The sequence below is a fragment of the Halalkalibacter flavus genome, from assembly GCF_036663575.1.
Taxonomy (GTDB): domain Bacteria; phylum Bacillota; class Bacilli; order Bacillales; family Bacillaceae_D; genus Halalkalibacter; species Halalkalibacter flavus.
This window is the reverse complement of sequence record NZ_JAWRVK010000042.1, coordinates 19,954-38,968: the sequence shown is the minus strand read 5'-3', so window position 1 is coordinate 38,968 and position 19,015 is coordinate 19,954. Positions and strand designations below refer to the sequence as shown.

Below are 19,015 nucleotides of genomic sequence, written 5' to 3'. Positions count from 1 at the left end.
TTAGGGATTTTTTTGATTGTAGTTAAATCAATTTCCAATTTTCTAGTTTTAGGGTGTTGACATATTACCGCTGTGCTCATGGTTGCTAGAGCTTACAAACATTCCTACTTATGTTTAAGTATGTATCTTAGCACATGGATTTTCTTGATGTAAGATACTTACATATAATTTATAACTTTTGTTCTATATGTTTGTGTATTTGTGATTACTTAGAAACAAATACTAACTCTAACCATTGGGACTTATTACCGATAACTATCTAAATGGTCAACTCGCTTCAAAATTTTCATAGTATATAAATGATTTGGATTAGTTGGAACTCCGTATACGGTGAAGTCGTAGGTTAAAGAATTGGCACTTTCTTTAAAGGGGCGGATACTGAATAACACTTGGCGTGTGAGTAAAGTATTTGTGGGACACAGCCACCAAGCGAAAGTGCGGTAGAGGGTAAGCAAATTACAAGAAAAAAGGGTCTCTCCTTGGTAGAATCATAGTCGACGAAAACCCGATTCAAAGGAGAAACCCTATACAAAAGAATAACACGAATATCCAACTTTAAAAGAACTTGAACAGCTAGTCTGGAGGAAGTTACAGGAAACCTTCTCAAGTGTGATGACCTCCATGTTAGAAGCATATAACGAAGAAATTGTGCAACAACGTGATAAGCAACGTTTCCATTATAAAGATAAACGGCCTCTAAAAATAGACAGTTTATTTGGTGAGATTGAGCTGAAGCGTTCCTACTATCGAGATCGTAAAACAGGCAAATATGTTTATCTCCTTGACCAGTACCCTTTTTATAGCTTTTGATATAATCATTGATGCTTTTATTAATGAATTTGCAGTATATTCGTCAAGTTCGTCAAAGTATCTAATATGTTTTTTAGGCAATATCAGAACGTGACCTTCGTTATATGGGTTGTGGTCTAAGAAGCAACAGACATAGTCATCTTCAAATACCACATTAACTTGTTCTTTTTTATTTGCTAAATTACAACCTAAACAATTCATTTAGACACAACCTTCACTTTGTTTTCATCTTTATCTTTTTGGGGTTCTTATTCCAGAAAACTGCCCAATTCTTGAATAAAGGAAAAGCTGAAGAATGTTGATCTTCAGCTCTCGCGCCCAATCGATATTCATTATGTTGGAGGCTTTGATCTTCAACTCTTGCTACCGTTAGCTTAATAAACCATTTATATTGACAAATAAAACAAACCCAGGTTAAGTTCTATGTATCACAAGGGTGTCTATACCTAACAAAAAATGGTGCCAACAAAGAACCAAAAAATAAAATACAAAGACCTATACCGAGAGTCGCAAAAATATTATTGAAAGGCGATAGAAAATGACTGAAAATCAACATCGGTACAATAGTCAAAGATACAAAAGAGAACCTACCAGTGATTGTTATTTTGTGTATTGCTTCACATTGCTTACACTTTATAGGTTTATAAGTCCACCAAAATGATTTATAAACTTGATTCCAATTAAATTGCTTTTTGCAATTTATACATTTTTGCAAAATAAAACCACCTTCTTTATATAATTTGCTAGTACTCTTACACCGCCATAAAATCTTAATCATCTTCAACTCTTCTGCCAGTTACTTTAAGTACAATCCTTCACAATCTCTAATTATCTTAACATAAATATCCAATTTAACTACCAAGTGTTATTCAATTATCTGGCCCTTTTCATGAAGAAAGACGCTTTCCTTATTTCAGAAAAGCGTCCGTTAATTGAATAAGAAAGCACGTCTTATTCATTTGCTGTAAGAACATATGATTCACCTTTTTGCTCAAGGTATATTTTATACTCTTCATCTACAATTGAATAAATTTTTGTACCTTCTTCAAAAAAATTAGATCCTCCGTTTTGTGTAGGAACTTTTTCTAAAGAAATTTTTCGATTTATTTTTCCTACTACTTCATCCACTATATAGTTCTCAACATCTCTAGTTGCAGCAGTATATTCCGTATTTTTATAAAAAACAGAGATACCATATGAACCACTCCCACTTTCCCCAGTTGATTCTTGACCACAAGCACTCAAGATAGTTAAAAGCAGAATGAAAATAACGAAAAATAACTTAGGAAACTTTTTCACGTCCCGACCTCCTTATTCTTTCAAACTATATTTGTTTCCTTATTCGAAAGGAACACTCCATAAACGCGCCCTTTTGTTGAAGATCATTGTAATGCCTTATTGAACAAAAGCTACCCGATTGCATAATAATGACTTCCCTTTTATTTGTTAGCGTGCCTCGGCTTCAATTTCCTCACTCAACTTAGGAAATTGTTTCTTAAAAGATTTTACTATCTTTGTGGTTTTACTAAATGCATATTTTTTTACTTCACCATAAGGAATCCATATTTCTCTATTTTGAATCTGTTCATATAGAGACGATATAACAGTATCGCGGTGATCAGGAGGGAGTTTCCTTGTTGTACGTCTTTCTTTCATCTTATCGTGGTAAAGTTTATAGAGTTCCGTTGCGATCCATTCCTTTTAACTATTTTTTAATTGTGAAAAACGTTTGTTTGTTTGAAGAAGCTTTCCATTTACCTTTATATGATTTTTCATCAAGAACCGTCCTTTAAATCTTACTTAACTTAGCTTTTAAAATTTTAACATAATTTTATTATATTACTTTCTAGAAGAAGAAAAAGCGTCTCCACTATTACAAAAACGCGCCCGGTTCTTGAATAAGATACTGCATATTCTTTACAAAGAGCGAGCGAACTCATTTAATCCTTCAAATATTCTAGTAAGCATATAGTACCACGTTCAATATTTTTCTTTTGAACATCTAAAATTTTCTGGGCAACTTCAAAATCAATTAGTCCTTCGTGTGCCATAGTTGATGCACTTTTCATTATTTTTGTACACTCGTAGATTGTCCTCGCATAACTAATGACATATTGCATTTGACCAATGCTTGGAGATAATTTAATCTCCCTTTGTTTACCAAAACTAATGTTTGTCGCTTTACTCCATTTTTCTACATCCATCTCATTTCCTCCTTAATATCGCTATATGTATCAAATGTGCAATATTAAAGAAATAAAAATTCTCATCAATTTATATAAATAACTAAAAAACACAACTCTTTATACAAAAATTTCGCCCGACTGTGGAAGATTGATATATAGCAAATGATAACTAAATTCTAGGAATCCCCCTAAGTTAATATAGATTACTTGCTTCAGATATAGATTCTATCTCTTCCCAACTATAATCTTGAAGTTTATGCACCAGATCCATAAAAACATTATCTCGGTTATGTCGAGGATGAACTTCTAATTATTTACATTAATTTCTTCAAAGAGAATTCTTATTCCTATTCGTAGTCATTAAACTCGGTCATGCAACCTTATGCGACTTTATTTCTCACTTCATTTAAATAAGCCTCTTTTTCTTCTTCATTAAATTGACCTTTTCTTCTGCCGTTATGGTAAAACTGCCAATATCCTATTATTCAAGTGATCCTCTGTCAATGCTAGCACCGGACTGAAAAAGGTTGGAAGATAATAAGTCAACCACAATCGCAACAGTGATGATAATTTCAAAGTAAAGAATCGTTTTGCCTCTAAGTTTACCAAGCTTTTTAACGCCTCCTCGCTAGCTATCCGACAATAATACTTGATATTATAATTGGGACGACGATCATTTTAATTAAAAACGTCTCCAATTGACTTAAGAACTTTTTATTACTTTTTGGATTTCCATAAAAAAAGCACCTACAACAATCCCTGCAATAAACCAATTAAACTTTGCCCAACTAGTCCAAACTTTTCATAAATCAATGCACCTTCCCTTTTTCATTATGCTTAAGCTTCTTTTTACTTTTGGTTCTTTGCCTACCATGACTCTGAATCCCGTAACATTTAGTATTGTTAATAACACTTAACTTTTCATTTACTTTATCACCGAAGTTACAAAAACCTACAAAAAAACACAAAAACCCACATTTTATTTTTGAATATTCTGAAATTTGGACGTATTCATTTTTTGCGCATGCAAATATACGAAAGAACCACTGTACAAGTATCGCCCCCGTTAGCTGAAGAACAAATTATAAAGAACGAGGACTGTCGGGAAGAGTATTGGCAAGAATTATATATATAAGTAAATTAGCGGGTAAAAATAATATAAAAATTAGTCTTATGAAAAAAGAAGATATACCCAAAAACTCAGCTATTCCTCCACAAACTCCAGATATTGATTTATCTATTGATGACTTTCTTAATTTTCTATTTTTCAAATGTAATTCCCCCTCACATACACTTTACCATAATAACCCATACTTCTAATTGAAGGATTCTGCACATATAGTTGAAGAAGCTTGCTCAACTATATGGCCCTTTTCATGAAGAAAGACGCTTTCCTTATTTCAGAAAAGCGCCCGATTGTGGAAGATCGTTGTATCAATCTATTTAAGAAAAGCTCTCCGTAAGTGAAAAACTCCATTGTCAATTAGTCTTCTTTTCTTAACCACCAAATACCCGCACACTCAGGAAGCGTAATTAAATTTTCTTTTACTACTTTATCTGCAAGTTCGTCACCAAAGAAAAATCTTGTTAACTCGTCAGCTTGCTTTATAGTATCGAATTGGTAATCTGTACGTATCCACTTATGAGAAAATCCATATTTATTTTCAAGTAGTGAATAGTATTGTTTTAAGAATTCAGGTGGATTAGGTGTTTCAAAACCTGTTCCCATTGTTTCAAAGATTATTACAGTACCTTTTGAGCGAAGAACACGCATTATTTCACTCATTACCATTTCGATATTATGTACATTATTCTCTACATTCGAGCTACCTAAATAACAAATTGACCAACCTGCTACAACCAAGTCAGCACTTTCGTTTTCTGTTGGTATACTTCGATGGTCTGCAACTTGTGTTATATAATTCGAGTTTTTGGCATCTTTTAATTTTTCATCAATTATACTTAACATTTCAGCCGAGGAATCTAAGGCTAAAATAGATTTGACACGAGGAGCTAAGATAGTTGTTAATCTTCCAGAACCAGCCCCCATGTCAATAACATCCAATTGATTTATTGGTGTAATCTCTTCAATAACTTTCAGTAAATTAGGTTGTTTGGAAATCATATCGTCATACATTTCGGTTTTATTTTTATACACACTTGTATGGTCTGGCATATTTTCACCTCCGTTTTGTAAATAATAATTTTTACCTACAAAACAATTTTATAGAAAAAACATTTTTTTAAGCAATAACTTATTAGTTGATTTTTTATTATTTTCACCCCATAGTAGAGTAGCATTTATTCAATTATCTGATCCTATAGTTTAAGTACATTCCTTCAGAATCTCATACAATAGTAACATAATTATTTAGTATTTTTTGGAGATTTTATTCAATTATCTGGCCCGATTGCGGAACAAAAAGTCCTGCATATCATACAGGACTTTTAATCATAACTTTGTTATAAATTATCAATCTTTTTTGTGAATTTTCAAACTTTATTTTAAATCAACAATTAACTATATCATGGTTTTCCCCTTATCATGCAAACCGTCTTTCCTTATAAATTTCAAGAGACATGGCTTTCTTACATTTGTCAGAGGATTAAAAAAAACAATCTTAATCTAGTTTTTTAGCCTTTTGAAACTAGAAAAATATACAAAATAAAATAAATATTGTAAATATAAGAATTTTAATATATAATTTTCTCATCTTGATAAGGGAGTTATTGTGATGAGAGAAAGATTTATGTCAAAAGTAATTATCGTTACAGTTTTTAAGTCGCTGTAGCATCAGTTGTTTGAACGGCTGTTTACGTTGCCTTGGATTATGCTGATATTGGTGTAGCTGTTGCTAAATTTATAGATTCAAAAGATTGGTATAGAAACAACGGATGGATAGATATAACACAATGAAATATTTAAGATATTTAATATATTTTATTATAATTAGTGTAGTTTTTTATTTTGTATCCCAATATATAACTAAAGATAAAGAGCTATTAAATGTCTTATAGGTTTTGTGATCATGATCCTAGTGACTTTTCCCTTAATGTACTTAGAATTTATTAAATTCCAAAAAAAGTAATGTCAGCTGCCAGCATAATTTTATGCTGGCTTTTTATGTTTTTAAAGCTTTTCCCCAAAATCTAATGGCTGTTCTTCAGTCCCTACACATAATTTACTATTAACTCTGTTACTCTTGGCCTTACCTTTTTTTATAAATCTCTTCTGCTGTTCGCTTTCCATAAAAGCTTAAGGATCCCCCTAATTTTATAAAACCTTCAAGAATCGCGCCTGATTGTTGAAGATCATTTCGTTTCCGTACCCTAACAGAATACTAGTGAAGCTGGCTTTGTCGTACTGAAACAATCGGGCTTGTAAATACAAAACAAACTACATGACTTTTTCATTGGTTATCATGCCAGCTTCTTTTCGTAATTTTACGTTTGATAAGCTCACACCAATTAAAGTTAAAGCTCCTCCCACTAAAGATAGTAAGGTTGGAACTTCCCCTAACAAAAGCCATGAAATAATAATTGCTACAGCCGGAGTCAAATACAGCGAACTTGTTGCTTCTGATGCCCCTACTTTCGATGTAACATAAGCAAGAGCAAAGTAAGGGATTACGGTTGGGAAAAGGCCTAAATAAATCACAGCATACGTTGATGAAGCTGACGCATTCAGAATTTCTGCACCTATTCCTGGTAAAAAAAACAACATAAATAAGGATCCAGCGATGATTGTGTAAACAGTGAATGGAAGAAAACCATATTTTTTTAGATAATTAGTCTGAAATACAAAGTAAAAACTTTCACCTAATGCAGCTATTAAAATCAATGCGGCTCCTATTACAAAAACTGACATCGCCCCCCCCATTCCAAAGGAAATCAACGCGACTCCTAAAAATGCAATTATTGACCCTAGCCATCCTGCTTTTGAAAAGTCTTCCTTTAAAAAGACTGCTGCTAATATCGCTGAAAAAATGGGGGTGGTCGAAACTAATAAACTGGCAGCACCAGCACTAACAGATGTTTCACCAAAACTTAATGCCGTATGATAAACTGTAAACCCTAAAAAACCTAACAATAAAATGATTGGTACATCTTTTAAATCTGGTAATCTCATTTTTTTTATAACAGCAAATACAAGCAAGCCAACAGTACCTATAAGTAAACGTAATACTGAAAGATGCTCTGGGCTGTATGATTCAAGCCCTAATTTTATTCCAGGAAACGCAGATCCCCATAATATGATTGTTACACTGTAAGCTAAAAACACTTTCCAGTTCATTATAATTACCTCCATTCTTAAAAAGAAGCCCGTAATGGACTTCTTTATTTTCAAACCATTACCATTTCCTTTACATTGGAATTACTTTTATTGTCATCAACATCGGCTACTACCGTTGGTTGGAAATCAATTAAAATTACTGACCTGACACCTGGCTTATCTTCTTTTCCTTTTTCAATAGGACTAACATAATGACTCACTATCTCCAAAACGTCTGGTGGAAATCAAACATAATTATTTTCTTTAATAATTCATTTTTTTGAGCAGTCTCACTAAGTGAAGGAAACCTTCTATACGAGTCTATATGTTCAGGATTAAATCTCCCCTGAAAATATTCCGAAAATTCTTCTCCATTAATATCAACATTTGGTAACCATTCAATGGCATTTTTAATTGGTAAAATGACAGCTCTTGAATATCTGCGAAAACGATTTAACCCTTTGTTTGGCATAAGGGTCCTCGGGTAAGGATTCAAAGCATTCCGTGAGCTCTGTTAAATCTTGGTTTAATCTTTCATAAGATAAAATATCTGCTAGATTATACTGACTAAAACCTTCAGTTTGTAATTTATTCATAATGTCGGACACTCCCTCGCTACTATAATTATTAGAATTTGTTGCAAATCTATAATAAAATAGTAGAAAATGGAAATCTCCAACCAATTAAAAAGAAAATAAACCAACAAAAAATTAGTAACCTATATTAGGGGGGAATATGAGTAAAATACCTCGTTATCTCCAAATAGTTCATTCAATCAGGGAGAAAATAACAAATGGTGAATGGTCAATTGGAACGAAACTTCCTACTCAAAGAGAAATGTCTGAACAGTTTCAGGTAAATAGAAGTACTGTCATAACAGCTATTGAAATCTTAAAAGCTGAAGGGTTACTTGAAGGAAAAACTGGAAGTGGGGTTTATATCGTAAACAATAAATGGTCATTATTGACTGCTAATTCACCGTTGGACTGGAGTGATTGGTCCAAATGGGCTGTGCACCCCCCTAGTGATCATACAGTACAAATCATTAATGAGTCGGAAACCAAAAAAGACATTATTCAACTAAGTAAGGGCGAGCTAGGATCTGACTTATTTCCACATTTTGAAATAGCGAAAACTCTTGAAAAAGTTTCTAGTCAATTACATGAATTTGGTTACGGGGACGGATTGGGAGATATCAATTTAAGAAAAGAAATTAGCAAACATCTACAAAAACAGGGAATTCGTGCTTCCCCATCAAATATTCTAATCGTTTCAGGGGCTTTACAAGCCCTTAAGCTAATTTCCCTCGGTATACTAAAACGAGGTTCAACGGTATTTATTGAAAGCCCTTCTTACCTTTATTCAATAAAATTATTTCGTGCTGCAGGAATGGCTCTTAGGCCTATTCAAGTAAATAAAAATGGCCTTGATTTAAAAGAATTAGCTCAACAAAAAATTATAAATAATCTATCTGCTTTATACGTGAATCCCACGTATCATAATCCAACAAGTACGATTATGCCACTTCAACAACGAGAACTTCTTATTGAAACATGCCAATACTTTCAATTGCCCATCATTGAGGACGATATCTTTAGAGACCTATGGATTGATGAACCTGCCCCTCCACCTCTAAAAACATTGGATAAACAGGGACAAGTTCTATATGTAGGGAGTTTTTCTAAAACCATCGCAGCTGGTCTTCGGATAGGTTGGTTAGTTGGTCCAGAAAATGTTATTAAACGCCTTAGTGACTTAAGGATGCAAATCGATTACGGTTCAAGTTATTTATCTCAAGTATTAGTAAAAGAATTCCTTTCTTCTGGATTATATGAGAGCCATTTAAACAAAGTTCGGTCTGCTCTTAAAAAGAAGAGAGATTTTTTGCTTGCTTTACTAGACCTTCACCTATGCGACTATGCAACATGGCCAAAACCTACAGGTGGTTTTTTTATATGGGTCACTTTTAATAACAATATAAATATGAAGAAGATATTTAAGCAATCTTTGAACAATGGGTTATTGATAAATCCAGGTTTTATTTATAATGATAATAAGCCAACTATGCGACTTTCTTTTGCATTTCCAACTTACGATGAAATGGAGAAAGGAATTTTAATTCTTAAGGGTATAATCAAAAACAACGTAGATAACTTTACAGAATAGTCTTTTTTATAAACGACATTTGATAAAATAATCCTCTTAACCAATAATAAAAAAGCCGATATCCTTCGTATCAGGAAAATCGGCTTCACTCCAATTGGTAAACCATTTGTGTAGTTTCTTTTGAATATCTCTCTTCAATGGTTTCATCCAACTTGTACTTGTAACGATCAAAGCCAAATACCCTGCGTTCTTCCACAATCTGGCCCTTTTCATGAAGAAAGACACTTTCCTTATTTCAGAAAAGTGCTCGATTGTTAAAGATTTTTATATAAGAAGCCTAGAGCTAAAAATGCGAATTTTGTACACTAAGCTATTTTTATAGGTTTTCGGCTTTTTTTAGGTTAACTATTGCAACAAGGTACACATTGTTGCTTTCGCCACTAAAACATTCACTAAGGAAGATTTAGTTGCCACGAAACTCCGAAGCGGTCATTTACCCAACCAAACTTTTTACTGAAACCATAATCGTTTAAAGGCATAAGTGCTTGTCCACCTTCACCTAGTTTCTCAAAAAGATTGTCAAGTTCTTCTTCAGTATTACAAGTAACAAAGATTGAGAAAGAAGGTGTAAAAGTGAATTGATGTTTTATATAACTGTCAATACACATAAATTCTTGCCCTTTCAAGGTGAAAGTAGCCTGCATTACTGTGCCTTCTGGTCCAACTTCATTAGCCCCATATCTAACAATACTTGTAATTTGAGAATCCTCTATGATTGATGCATAAAAATTCATTGCTTCTTCTGCGTTGCCATCTTGAAACATTAAAAACGGTGCTACCTTTTCCATTTTCATCCACCTCCTAATTATATGTACTAATTTATTATAGTTGATTTCTTGTTGAAGGGCAGGTTACTTCAATAAGAGAAGGAACTACCGTAACGACAAGTTCCTTAATTCATGCCCTGTTAGTGGAGTTTTCTCACTACAACACCTTGATGCTTAATAATTAAAGATGAATTACTTTAATTCCTCTTTATCTATTCATTAATGTCATAAACTAAAATATCAAATAACTCATCATTTGTGTAAAGTAAAAATGCCCATTCCCCTTTTTCTGGTAATGCTATATTAGAAGGCATGTGTGCATCTGCGCCGTTATTTTCTCCAACAGCTTGCCTTGTCCAATAAGAATCTCCACCTGGTCCGTTATACAAAACTTGGTGAGCCGCTTGAGTTTCTTTGTGGAAACCAACAACAGTTAGTTCCGCATGATCAACACCCCATAAATGCCACATCCATTTTTGTCCGTTTAAAGTTGGCATACCTGCACCAATGACACCAGATTTGTTTTCATTTCCTATAATTCCTCTATTTCCAAACTCAACAGCTTTCCTCTCCCAATCAATTTTAGCGAAATCATTTTCTTGAACAAATGAAGGTATATCTTCTGGTAAGAGAATATTTTTTTCTATTGTTTCCTCCGAACTACAAGCAACAACAAGTAGCATACTGACTAACATAAAAAACAATGATATTTTTTTCAATAATTTCATCTCCTAACGTTAATTTTTTATAAACCTAATAAAGTAAATAATGCATAAAAACCCTTGCCGTTGTTTAAGTATTTGATCCGTTACTTTAAGTGCAATCCTTCACAATCTCTAATTATCTTAACATAAATATCCAATTTAACTACCAAGACTTATTCCATTATCTGGCCCTTTTCATGAAGAAAGACACTTTCCTTATTTCAGAAAAGCACCCGATTGTTGAAGATCATTGCAAAGCCTTATTGAACAAAAGATCGCTTTATGGAATAACAAAGGAACTTCTATAAGCTGGTTTCCTTCAAGAAGAGGCGAATAAGTATTTTGCATTGTACCCTTAGTTCACAAGAAGAAACATTACTCCTCGAAGTAATACCTCGAGTTTAAGAGTTCGATTACATTCCTCTCCACCCTGTAACATTAGCTGTTTGAGAATCTATATTTTGGATGTAGAATTTATATTCTTGACTTTTTATTACTTTCATATTTCTTCTACTGTTACCTCCTGAGTCTTCTAAGTAATAAAAGATTCCGTCGTCCTGTCCAACGATTCCGATACGGAGAGTTGTATTAGATGGTAGGTATATTAAACTCCACTGAATAATATCACCATCTTGAAGGCTGCTAATAGTCGAAAAAGTTGCATAATATCCTGCATTTATACTTGAATTAATGCTGCTAACTTTTAATTCCCCTAGTTCATGATTATCTAAATACTCCAAACCACTCTCATCAATTTCTTGTGACTTTTCAAATGAGATAGCTGTTTTATCAACCATCGGTTCTTCAGGTTGAATTGTTTGTTCCGATTCATCAATCATTGAATTGTCCAATATTTCTTCTGCTTCAATTGATTCAATAACATTTGTGTGTTCTTGATAAACTTTATCTTCTAAAATTTTATCAATGTTATCATGCTCCTCATATTGAACCCTTTCTTCATATTCCTCTTCAAATGAGGTTCCACTACTTCCACCCTGGTTAGGCTGATTAGCTACAAATGAATCAGATTCATTATTAAAAATATATTGATAACCAATAAACACACAAAAAACGAATAATGCAATGCTTGATGTGTATGCAAATTTATATCTCAGTCTGATGGGATCACTCAATTTATCTATATCAGCTTCCACTTTTCCTAATAGATTTTGATTTCTTGATTTATGCCATTTAATATCATTATTCAGCCCCTGTAATAAATTGTCGTACTTACTCTCGTCATATTGACTTTTCATATACATATCCCTCCTTTTGTAATTGTTTTTCAAAATTGAGAATTGCTCTAGGTAAAGTTGACTTCACTTTACTTTCTGACCAGTTTAGAATTCCTGCCGTTTCTTTAATCGAGAAATTCTTTATCTTCCTTAAAATAATAACTTCACGATAAGACCGTTTTAGTTTTTCTAATGCTTCAAAAAGTTCCTCTGAACTTTCATTTATCTGAGCAATTTCTTCTGGAGAAGAAGCTGTCGTATCAGTTTTTAAATCAAGAAGCTCTTTAATGAGCCTTATTGGTTTTCTTTTTCTTATGTAATCAATTGTTACATTATGAGCTATTCTAAATAAACCAAGTTCTCTCATTAGAATTTCTCTTAAATGAATGATAATTTTTATAAGCATATACAAATGTTTCATGTGTTAAATCTTCTGCTTGCTGATAATCATGAATCATCATTAGAATATACTTAAATATTGAATCACTATATAGCAAATACCAGTCTGTAATCTCTTTTTTACTTTTAGACAAACTCGTTCCTCCTTTCCAATTTCAGTTTCTCTACTTAGACGTAATTAAGTAACTGTATGTCGCATTAATTTCAAAAATCTTTCTAAATAATTTAATTCAAGTAAAAATAAAAAGCATGCTATGTTTCAAGCACACTATTAGTTATTATTCTTTTCATTTTGAAATTCTTCTTATTAAACAACCTCTTTAGTTTTAGTACATTTCTTCACAATCCAGTATCAACATTAACATAAATATCCAGTTTTGTTTGGAACTCTTATTCCATTAAATGGCCCTTTTCATGAAGAAAGAGCGCAATTCTTATTCCAGAAATGCGCCCGATTGCGGAAGATTGAAATTGCAAAAAAGCTACAGAGAATGGCTCCTTAGTTATTTTACTAAAGCACTTACTTAAAGAAGCTATAAAGGTGGTCACTAATTGACCACCTTTTACTCACACATTAACTTTATAATTAAGTGCTAACTCATCCCCAGGTAATCCCCTTATTCCCCCGTTATGTTTCGGTATTTCAAAAATTGTTATCTCAACATCTTGAGGGGATATACTCAATTCACTATTAATACGTTTAAATAGTAGGTTAATTAAATATTTTTTAGCTTCTACCGTTCGACCTTCAAACATACTAATCTCAATTACAGTATATGATTCAGTTCTTCCACTCGCAAAATAAAAATCTTATTTGTCCATAGGGAAAAAGCGATGAAATTTCTTATCCGTAGGAAATTCAAGAGCTTCCACCATACACGAATGAATAACATTCGATAGCGTCTCCTTAATTGGATTTAACCTATCCTTAACCCCCAAAATTTAAATTTGTCCCATTCTCATCTCACCTTTCTCTTCTCATCTAAACTAAGCTCAGCTAACAATAGATACTATTCTTTAAAGAAGCAACAAATTCCTTCTTCAAGTATTGCTCTCCATTAGTTTAAGTACAATTTTTCACAATGTCACCAGAAGTTCACTTCAAAGGTTAAACACAGAACCCTGCTACTCATTTATAAATAGGAGTTTTATTAACCTACTACTCCTTGAAATACATAAGGAACTGATTTATCTAGCAAATATTTAATACCATTTTTATGATATGGCATCATTTTATCAGCTGTTTTTAAATTTACCCATCTTACTTCTGAAATTGTTTCAGTATCTTGTATTGAAATTTCACCGCTTATTATCCTTGCTTTGAATGTTATAAAAATTGCATGATTGTCATCATTCGTCATAAAAGCTTCATTTACGGTAATTATGTGATCAACCTCAATAGTTAAACCAGTTTCTTCTTTAGCTTCGTGTATGGCTGCTTGTGATAGAGTTTCTCCTGGTTCAACAGATCCGCCTGGTAAAGACCAATTATCATATTTAGTGTTTTTAACCATTAAAACTTTTTCTTGTATTTCATCATAAATTAGTGAATATACTACATCTACTCTTTTCATTAAACCCACTCCTTGTACGTTTCTAATATATACATCATATAAAAAAAGCGACTGTACTTATTACGTAATCGCTCCCGTTTGTTTAAGTACATAACTTCACAATCTGCTGGTCAAAAGAAACCTATATTATATGTCAAAGAGCTATCAACGTTGTTCTTTCATCATTTTCATCTGTTATATACTCTATATTCTTATAACCAGCAGTTACTGCCTTAGAAAATATATGCTTAATAGTGATTTGGTCTTTTGAATAAATCGTTACATATGAGGAATCGATTAATAGGAGTACAAATTGACATTCACTTTCAACAAATTCTTGATATGTTGCAATCTCTCTCACATCTGACTTTTTGGGAAATCCCTTTAAATCAACAAATATAAGATAATAATCTTCTTTTGAAATTTCCTTGTGTAGTCTTTCCCCATCTAATATGCAGGTAGTTGGAAATAGGGGATTCCCTAATGTATTATTTTCAATAAAATATGATTCTCCACCACCAATTTTCCAAGTCAGTCCTTTTATATTAGTGCCATCCAATATCTCAAACAAATATTTCCCGTAAGCATTTAGAATTTCAAAAGATATGCCTCTCACTTGTAATCCCCATTTCTTTTTTTATTAATCCCTTCTTTAGCTTAAGTACACCCCTTCGCAATATCTAACAATAATAACATATATATCCAGTATTGTTGAAAAGTCTTACTCCATTAAATGGCCCTTTTCATGAAGAAAGACACTTTCCTTATTTCAGAAAAGCGCCCGATTGTGGAAGAAACGATCACCTGTTTTTACTGGATAGCGTTTAAGGTGATCTATTGGATAGATTTCTTTCCTATCCTAACTCACTGTTTTTTCTCTCTCTTTTTTAATTACTGCTTTATTATTTTGCTCTTTAAAGTCTTGATTAAGTGCTTTTATCAAACCATAGCACATGATTAAGGCAATGAATGTTAGTGGTAACGCACTAACAATGATAGCTGTTTGTAAACCAGCTAATCCCCCTGAAGCCATTAATACCACGGTAGAGGCTACTAGGATTACGCCCCATGTGACCTTTACTTTGTTTGAAGGGTTTAACTTTCCACCAGTCGTCTGCATCCCTAAAACAAAAATTGCTGAATCTGCAGAAGTAACAAAAAAGGTTGTGATAAGGGCCACCGTCAGAATGGAGAGTATTATCCCAAAAGGAAATTGTTGGTAAACGTAGAATAATGCAGTTTCAATTCCTTGTCCAGATACGTTTAAACCCTCAATAAATTCTAAATAAATGCCTGTTCCACCAAAAACAGTAAACCATAGAGCGCAAACAAGGGATGGAATGAGGAGAACAGCCAGAATAAACTCTCGTATTGTGCGACCTTTTGAAACACGGGCAATAAACATTCCGACAAACGGAGTCCAGGAAATCCACCATGCCCAATAAAAGATTGTCCAACCTTGTGTCCAAGCCGCTTCGTTGGCATCAAAAGGAGACAATCGCAATCCCATTAATGCTACATTTTGTACATAACTGCCTAATGTTGATGTAAACATATTAAGCAGGAATAAAGTAGGACCAAGAACAAACATTGTAATAAATAGTAAAACGGCAATGGACATATTTAGGTTACTTAAATACTTAATTCCTCTTGAAATACCTGTATTTGCTGAAATGATGAAGAGCACTGATATGATAGTTATAATCATGATTTGTACCATAAAGTTATTAGGAATACCTACAAGATATTCTAATCCGGCATTGATTTGAATTGATCCTAACCCTAGAGAGGCTGCTACCCCAAACAAAGTTGCAAAAACTGCCACCACATCGATCGTTTGACCGAGAGGACCTTTCACCTTTTCACCAAATACAGGATAGAGCGTGGCGCTCAATAAACCTGGTGCATTTTTTCTAAACTTTTGATAAGCAAAGGCTAATGCTACGATTGCATAGATGGCCCAAGCATGTAATCCCCAATGAAGCCATGTATACCGCATACCCAGAATGGCGGATTGCTCTGTACTTCCAGCTCCTAAAGGAGGGGTAGTAAAATGAGCAATTGGTTCAGAGACACCATAGAATAGGAGACCTATTCCCATTCCGGCAGAAAATAACATTGCAAACCAAGTGGGACGGCTGTACTCGGGTTTAGAATCAGGTTTACCAAGTTTGATTTTCCCATATTTGCTGAAAATCATAAAAGAAGCAAATATAAGAAAAAAAGTAGTGACTAACTGATAAAACCAACCAAATGATTCAAGAATAAAACTTTGAACGACTGTCATTGCAGCAGCAAACTGTTCTGGTATAAGCACACCAACTAATAAAAAAATAGTAGCTATACCTACTGAAATTTTGAAAGTCGACCTATCGTTACGTTCCAAAACACATCACTTCCTTTTTCAGATCTTCTCTTAGAATTTATCCTTATAGTTCTTTAACTCTTCTATTGATTGAACATCAACAGTTGTTCCTTGTTCACTCTCCTCTCTCATATTAAAGAAACTAACTTTTTAAAGAAGGGTTTGACACGTATAACTTTAGTACAACGTGTCAAACCAGATTGATTATTCGACTTTCATACCTATTGACTCTAAGACAAAATTGTAAAATTTGGTAACGTGTTGTTCAATCGGTACTAAAATTCCGCCATTCTTGTATGCTCTTGATCCCATGTTTTCTTGACACCACTCGCACGCATCAAAATCTTGCATATTCACACGATGGAACAATTCAACAGCATCTACTAGATCAAAATCCGATTTTTCCATTTCTTCTGGATCAAATAACCATTCACAAATTACTTTCGATTTCTCCGCACTAATTGGAGTGATACGATGAACAATGACATGGTCCGGTGTTAAATTAATAAATACGAGCGGAAGAATCGTTATGCCATAATATAAACGATCATCTTCTGGATGCAATCCTTTTAGCATCGGACGATTGCCTTTGCCGCTTATTGAGAAAGCATCTAGTTCATCATTAAACATGGCTCCTCCACCGACTGAATTTTGAGTACCAATACCTGAACGGAATTCCGGAAGAGTCGCTGTTAATTCAGGATGAATAGAAGAACAATGATAACATTCTTGGAAATTTTCCACGATGAGTTTCCAATTTGCTGCTACCTCGTACTCTTTACGATGAGCGACTTTTAAATCTTGAATTTGATATCTACTGAATGTAGCAAGCTCGCCAAAACGGTCAATTATTTGCGTATCTAATTGTTGTTCAACTGGTAGTGGGTTTTCTGCTAGGCTCAGCCAAATCATTCCATGCCATATTCGAAGGTGCACAGGCTCTAAGCCATAGTTTTCATTGTTAACCAACTCATCACGGCACTCACTTGTATTTGGAACTCCAACCAATGAACCATCAAGACCATAACTCCAAGAATGGTATGGACAGCGAATAACTCCCGTTTTGCCGCAAGGGTCATTACAAAGTGTCGCTCCACGATGACGACACGCATTTATGAACGCACGAAGCACATTGTCTTTTCCTCTGACAATTAGAATATTTTCGTTCTGCACCTTTGTTGTAATGTACTGGCCTGGCTTCCCTACCTCATATTCAAAGCCAACTAAACTCCATGTTTTAGCAAAAATCTGCTCTTTTTCTAGTTCAAAGATTTCCGGAGATGTATACAGCTCTCCTTTCAATGTTTCCTTTAATTTCCCTTTTTCACTTGCTGCAGTCTGATTCATTGCCATCTGCCTTTCCTCCTTTATCGTCTAAAAAAAATGTATTGCCGTAAAAAAACCTACTGATAGATAAAACGCTGGGGTTTGAATAAATCTATTGGATGACTGGTTTGCCCATTAATAACTAAGTCTGCTAAAACCTCCCCTACAACACTTGCAAACTTAAATCCATGCCCGGAAAATCCAGCTGCAACCGTTACTTGCGGGTGAGCCGGGTGAGCAGAAATGACAAAATGCTCATCAGGTGTGTTCGTATACATACAAGTTTTCCCTTGTAAAAAACGACCATTTAACTTTGGAATGCCTTGGGCAAGATAGCTTCTCATCATTTCTACTTCATCGTCATACACGTTTCGGTCAATGCTGTCTGGGGTACAAGGTTTTCCCTTACGGAAGAAGGCGACTTTTGCTCCTTCAGCTCCTAGTGCTGAAGAAGGAAAACCATATAATTGCACATTATCTTCTGCTTCCCATATATAAATCGGCTGTTTTCCAACACGGAAGGGTTCGATTCCTCCAGTTGGCTCAAAGAACATTTGAATATGACGTTCTACTTGTAAACTTACACCTAAGTCGTTCAATAGCTGAGGTGCCCAAGCTCCTGCAGAAATAATTATTTTTCCTGCTTCATACGTTCCGTTAGCTGTCACAACACGTACACCTTCACCAGAAGGATGGGCTTCCCAGGATTGAACTGCTTCAAAGAATCGTAGGTCAGCTCCGTGTTTTTCCGCTTGAAGAAGATGACTATAGACACTTAGTTCCGGTCTGACAAATCCAGCCTTTGCTTCATATAAGGCTAGGGTATTATCAGATGGGTTAAATAACGGGAAACGTCTACGAATATCATTTGCCTCCAACACCTCATAAGCAAGATTCCACTGCTTTGCACTTTCAATGCTCCCAGATACCGTTAAGCTATCAGGAGGACCCATCATTAATCCGCCTGTTACCGTCAAAATCTCTTCTCCACTTTCTCTTTCAATCTCGTCCCATAATTCATAGGCGCGAAGCAATAAGGGAACATAAGCAGGATCTTCAAAATAAGATTGTCGAATAATCCTTGAGCCGCCATGACTCGACCCTTGATCATGTGCCGGGCCAAACTGTTCAAGCCCAAGTACCCGTTGACCTCTCTTCGCTAATTGATAAGCAGCCGTACTCCCCATTGCTCCTAAACCGATGATAATGACATCATAAATTTTCGACATAG

Annotated in this window: 21 protein-coding genes and 2 pseudogenes; 2 read left to right on the top strand and 21 right to left on the bottom strand. The window is 34.2% G+C overall.

The genetic code is table 11. The annotated features are described in order from the left end of the window. Positions 1 to 612: 612 nt before the first annotated feature. Positions 613 to 729, top strand: a pseudogene (locus tag SAY88_RS20440) (hypothetical protein); the annotation flags it as partial. Here the strand turns inward: SAY88_RS20440 and SAY88_RS20435 are convergent. From SAY88_RS20435 to SAY88_RS20400, 9 genes are all read right to left on the bottom strand, one after another. Continuing rightward, a complete protein-coding gene (locus SAY88_RS20435; protein WP_332633997.1) occupies positions 712 to 1,011 on the bottom strand; it encodes an HIT family protein in 300 nt (99 codons plus the stop codon). The pseudogene SAY88_RS20440 and the gene SAY88_RS20435 overlap by 18 nt on opposite strands. A gap of 220 nt (positions 1,012 to 1,231) precedes the next feature. Further along, positions 1,232 to 1,588, bottom strand: a complete 357-nt coding sequence (locus SAY88_RS26075) for a TIGR04104 family putative zinc finger protein (protein ID WP_431308900.1) — start codon at positions 1,586 to 1,588, stop codon at positions 1,232 to 1,234. A gap of 173 nt (positions 1,589 to 1,761) precedes the next feature. After that, positions 1,762 to 2,109, bottom strand: coding sequence for a fimbrillin family protein (locus tag SAY88_RS20430; RefSeq protein ID WP_332633996.1), 348 nt, complete (start codon positions 2,107 to 2,109; stop codon positions 1,762 to 1,764). Positions 2,110 to 2,750: 641 nt separating this feature from the next. After that, entirely contained in the window at positions 2,751 to 3,014 is a 264-nt protein-coding gene (locus tag SAY88_RS20425; RefSeq protein WP_332633995.1) for a hypothetical protein, read from the bottom strand. A 1,064-nt stretch (positions 3,015 to 4,078) separates the two neighbouring features. Beyond that, complete coding sequence (locus SAY88_RS20420; RefSeq protein WP_332633994.1) at positions 4,079 to 4,267, bottom strand: PspC domain-containing protein; 189 nt, start codon at positions 4,265 to 4,267, stop codon at positions 4,079 to 4,081. Positions 4,268 to 4,479: 212 nt separating this feature from the next. Continuing rightward, positions 4,480 to 5,172 carry a class I SAM-dependent methyltransferase gene (locus SAY88_RS20415; RefSeq protein ID WP_332633993.1) on the bottom strand — a complete coding sequence of 231 codons (693 nt, stop codon included), beginning with the start codon at positions 5,170 to 5,172 and terminating at the stop codon, positions 4,480 to 4,482. Between the two features lie 1,221 nt (positions 5,173 to 6,393). Then, positions 6,394 to 7,290 carry a DMT family transporter gene (locus tag SAY88_RS20410; RefSeq protein WP_332633992.1) on the bottom strand — a complete coding sequence of 299 codons (897 nt, stop codon included), beginning with the start codon at positions 7,288 to 7,290 and terminating at the stop codon, positions 6,394 to 6,396. 50 nt (positions 7,291 to 7,340) lie between these two features. Further along, positions 7,341 to 7,490: a hypothetical protein gene (locus tag SAY88_RS20405; protein WP_332633991.1), complete on the bottom strand. Its 150-nt coding sequence runs from the start codon at positions 7,488 to 7,490 to the stop codon at positions 7,341 to 7,343. Next, positions 7,490 to 7,741, bottom strand: coding sequence for a 2OG-Fe dioxygenase family protein (locus SAY88_RS20400; protein WP_332633990.1), 252 nt, complete (start codon positions 7,739 to 7,741; stop codon positions 7,490 to 7,492). The genes SAY88_RS20405 and SAY88_RS20400 overlap by 1 nt, the downstream gene beginning before the upstream one ends. Positions 7,742 to 8,004: 263 nt before the next feature. Here SAY88_RS20400 and SAY88_RS20395 point away from each other — a divergent pair, with 263 nt between their 5' ends. After that, positions 8,005 to 9,435 carry an aminotransferase-like domain-containing protein gene (locus tag SAY88_RS20395; RefSeq protein WP_332633989.1) on the top strand — a complete coding sequence of 477 codons (1,431 nt, stop codon included), beginning with the start codon at positions 8,005 to 8,007 and terminating at the stop codon, positions 9,433 to 9,435. A 36-nt stretch (positions 9,436 to 9,471) separates the two neighbouring features. Here SAY88_RS20395 and SAY88_RS20390 read toward each other — a convergent pair whose 3' ends face one another. From SAY88_RS20390 to solA, 12 genes and pseudogenes are all read right to left on the bottom strand, one after another. After that, positions 9,472 to 9,648, bottom strand: a complete 177-nt coding sequence (locus tag SAY88_RS20390) for a hypothetical protein (RefSeq protein ID WP_332633988.1) — start codon at positions 9,646 to 9,648, stop codon at positions 9,472 to 9,474. Positions 9,649 to 9,827: 179 nt separating this feature from the next. After that, on the bottom strand, positions 9,828 to 10,223 hold the full coding sequence (locus SAY88_RS20385) for a VOC family protein (protein WP_332633987.1): 396 nt from the start codon (positions 10,221 to 10,223) through the stop codon (positions 9,828 to 9,830). 191 nt (positions 10,224 to 10,414) lie between these two features. Then, complete coding sequence (locus SAY88_RS20380) at positions 10,415 to 10,930, bottom strand: DUF4871 domain-containing protein (RefSeq protein WP_332633986.1); 516 nt, start codon at positions 10,928 to 10,930, stop codon at positions 10,415 to 10,417. A gap of 389 nt (positions 10,931 to 11,319) precedes the next feature. Then, the gene (locus SAY88_RS20375) at positions 11,320 to 12,168 is read right to left on the bottom strand and encodes a hypothetical protein (protein WP_332633985.1); all 849 of its coding nucleotides are present in this window, start codon (positions 12,166 to 12,168) and stop codon (positions 11,320 to 11,322) included. Next, a complete protein-coding gene (locus SAY88_RS20370; protein WP_332633984.1) occupies positions 12,146 to 12,508 on the bottom strand; it encodes an RNA polymerase sigma factor in 363 nt (120 codons plus the stop codon). The genes SAY88_RS20375 and SAY88_RS20370 overlap by 23 nt, the downstream gene beginning before the upstream one ends. Further along, the gene (locus tag SAY88_RS20365) at positions 12,486 to 12,674 is read right to left on the bottom strand and encodes an RNA polymerase sigma factor (RefSeq protein WP_332633983.1); all 189 of its coding nucleotides are present in this window, start codon (positions 12,672 to 12,674) and stop codon (positions 12,486 to 12,488) included. The genes SAY88_RS20370 and SAY88_RS20365 overlap by 23 nt, the downstream gene beginning before the upstream one ends. A gap of 433 nt (positions 12,675 to 13,107) precedes the next feature. Continuing rightward, positions 13,108 to 13,482 (bottom strand): annotated as a pseudogene (locus SAY88_RS20360) (tautomerase family protein). A gap of 209 nt (positions 13,483 to 13,691) precedes the next feature. Beyond that, a complete protein-coding gene (locus SAY88_RS20355; RefSeq protein WP_332633982.1) occupies positions 13,692 to 14,114 on the bottom strand; it encodes an NUDIX hydrolase in 423 nt (140 codons plus the stop codon). A 133-nt stretch (positions 14,115 to 14,247) separates the two neighbouring features. Next, complete coding sequence (locus SAY88_RS20350) at positions 14,248 to 14,709, bottom strand: DUF2691 family protein (protein WP_332633981.1); 462 nt, start codon at positions 14,707 to 14,709, stop codon at positions 14,248 to 14,250. A 243-nt stretch (positions 14,710 to 14,952) separates the two neighbouring features. Further along, a complete protein-coding gene (locus SAY88_RS20345; RefSeq protein ID WP_332633980.1) occupies positions 14,953 to 16,479 on the bottom strand; it encodes a glycine betaine uptake BCCT transporter in 1,527 nt (508 codons plus the stop codon). A 183-nt stretch (positions 16,480 to 16,662) separates the two neighbouring features. Then, positions 16,663 to 17,811: an aromatic ring-hydroxylating oxygenase subunit alpha gene (locus SAY88_RS20340; RefSeq protein ID WP_332633979.1), complete on the bottom strand. Its 1,149-nt coding sequence runs from the start codon at positions 17,809 to 17,811 to the stop codon at positions 16,663 to 16,665. Between the two features lie 50 nt (positions 17,812 to 17,861). After that, the gene (solA, locus tag SAY88_RS20335; protein WP_332633978.1) at positions 17,862 to 19,013 is read right to left on the bottom strand and encodes an N-methyl-L-tryptophan oxidase; all 1,152 of its coding nucleotides are present in this window, start codon (positions 19,011 to 19,013) and stop codon (positions 17,862 to 17,864) included. Between the last annotated feature and the right edge of the window lie 2 nt (positions 19,014 to 19,015).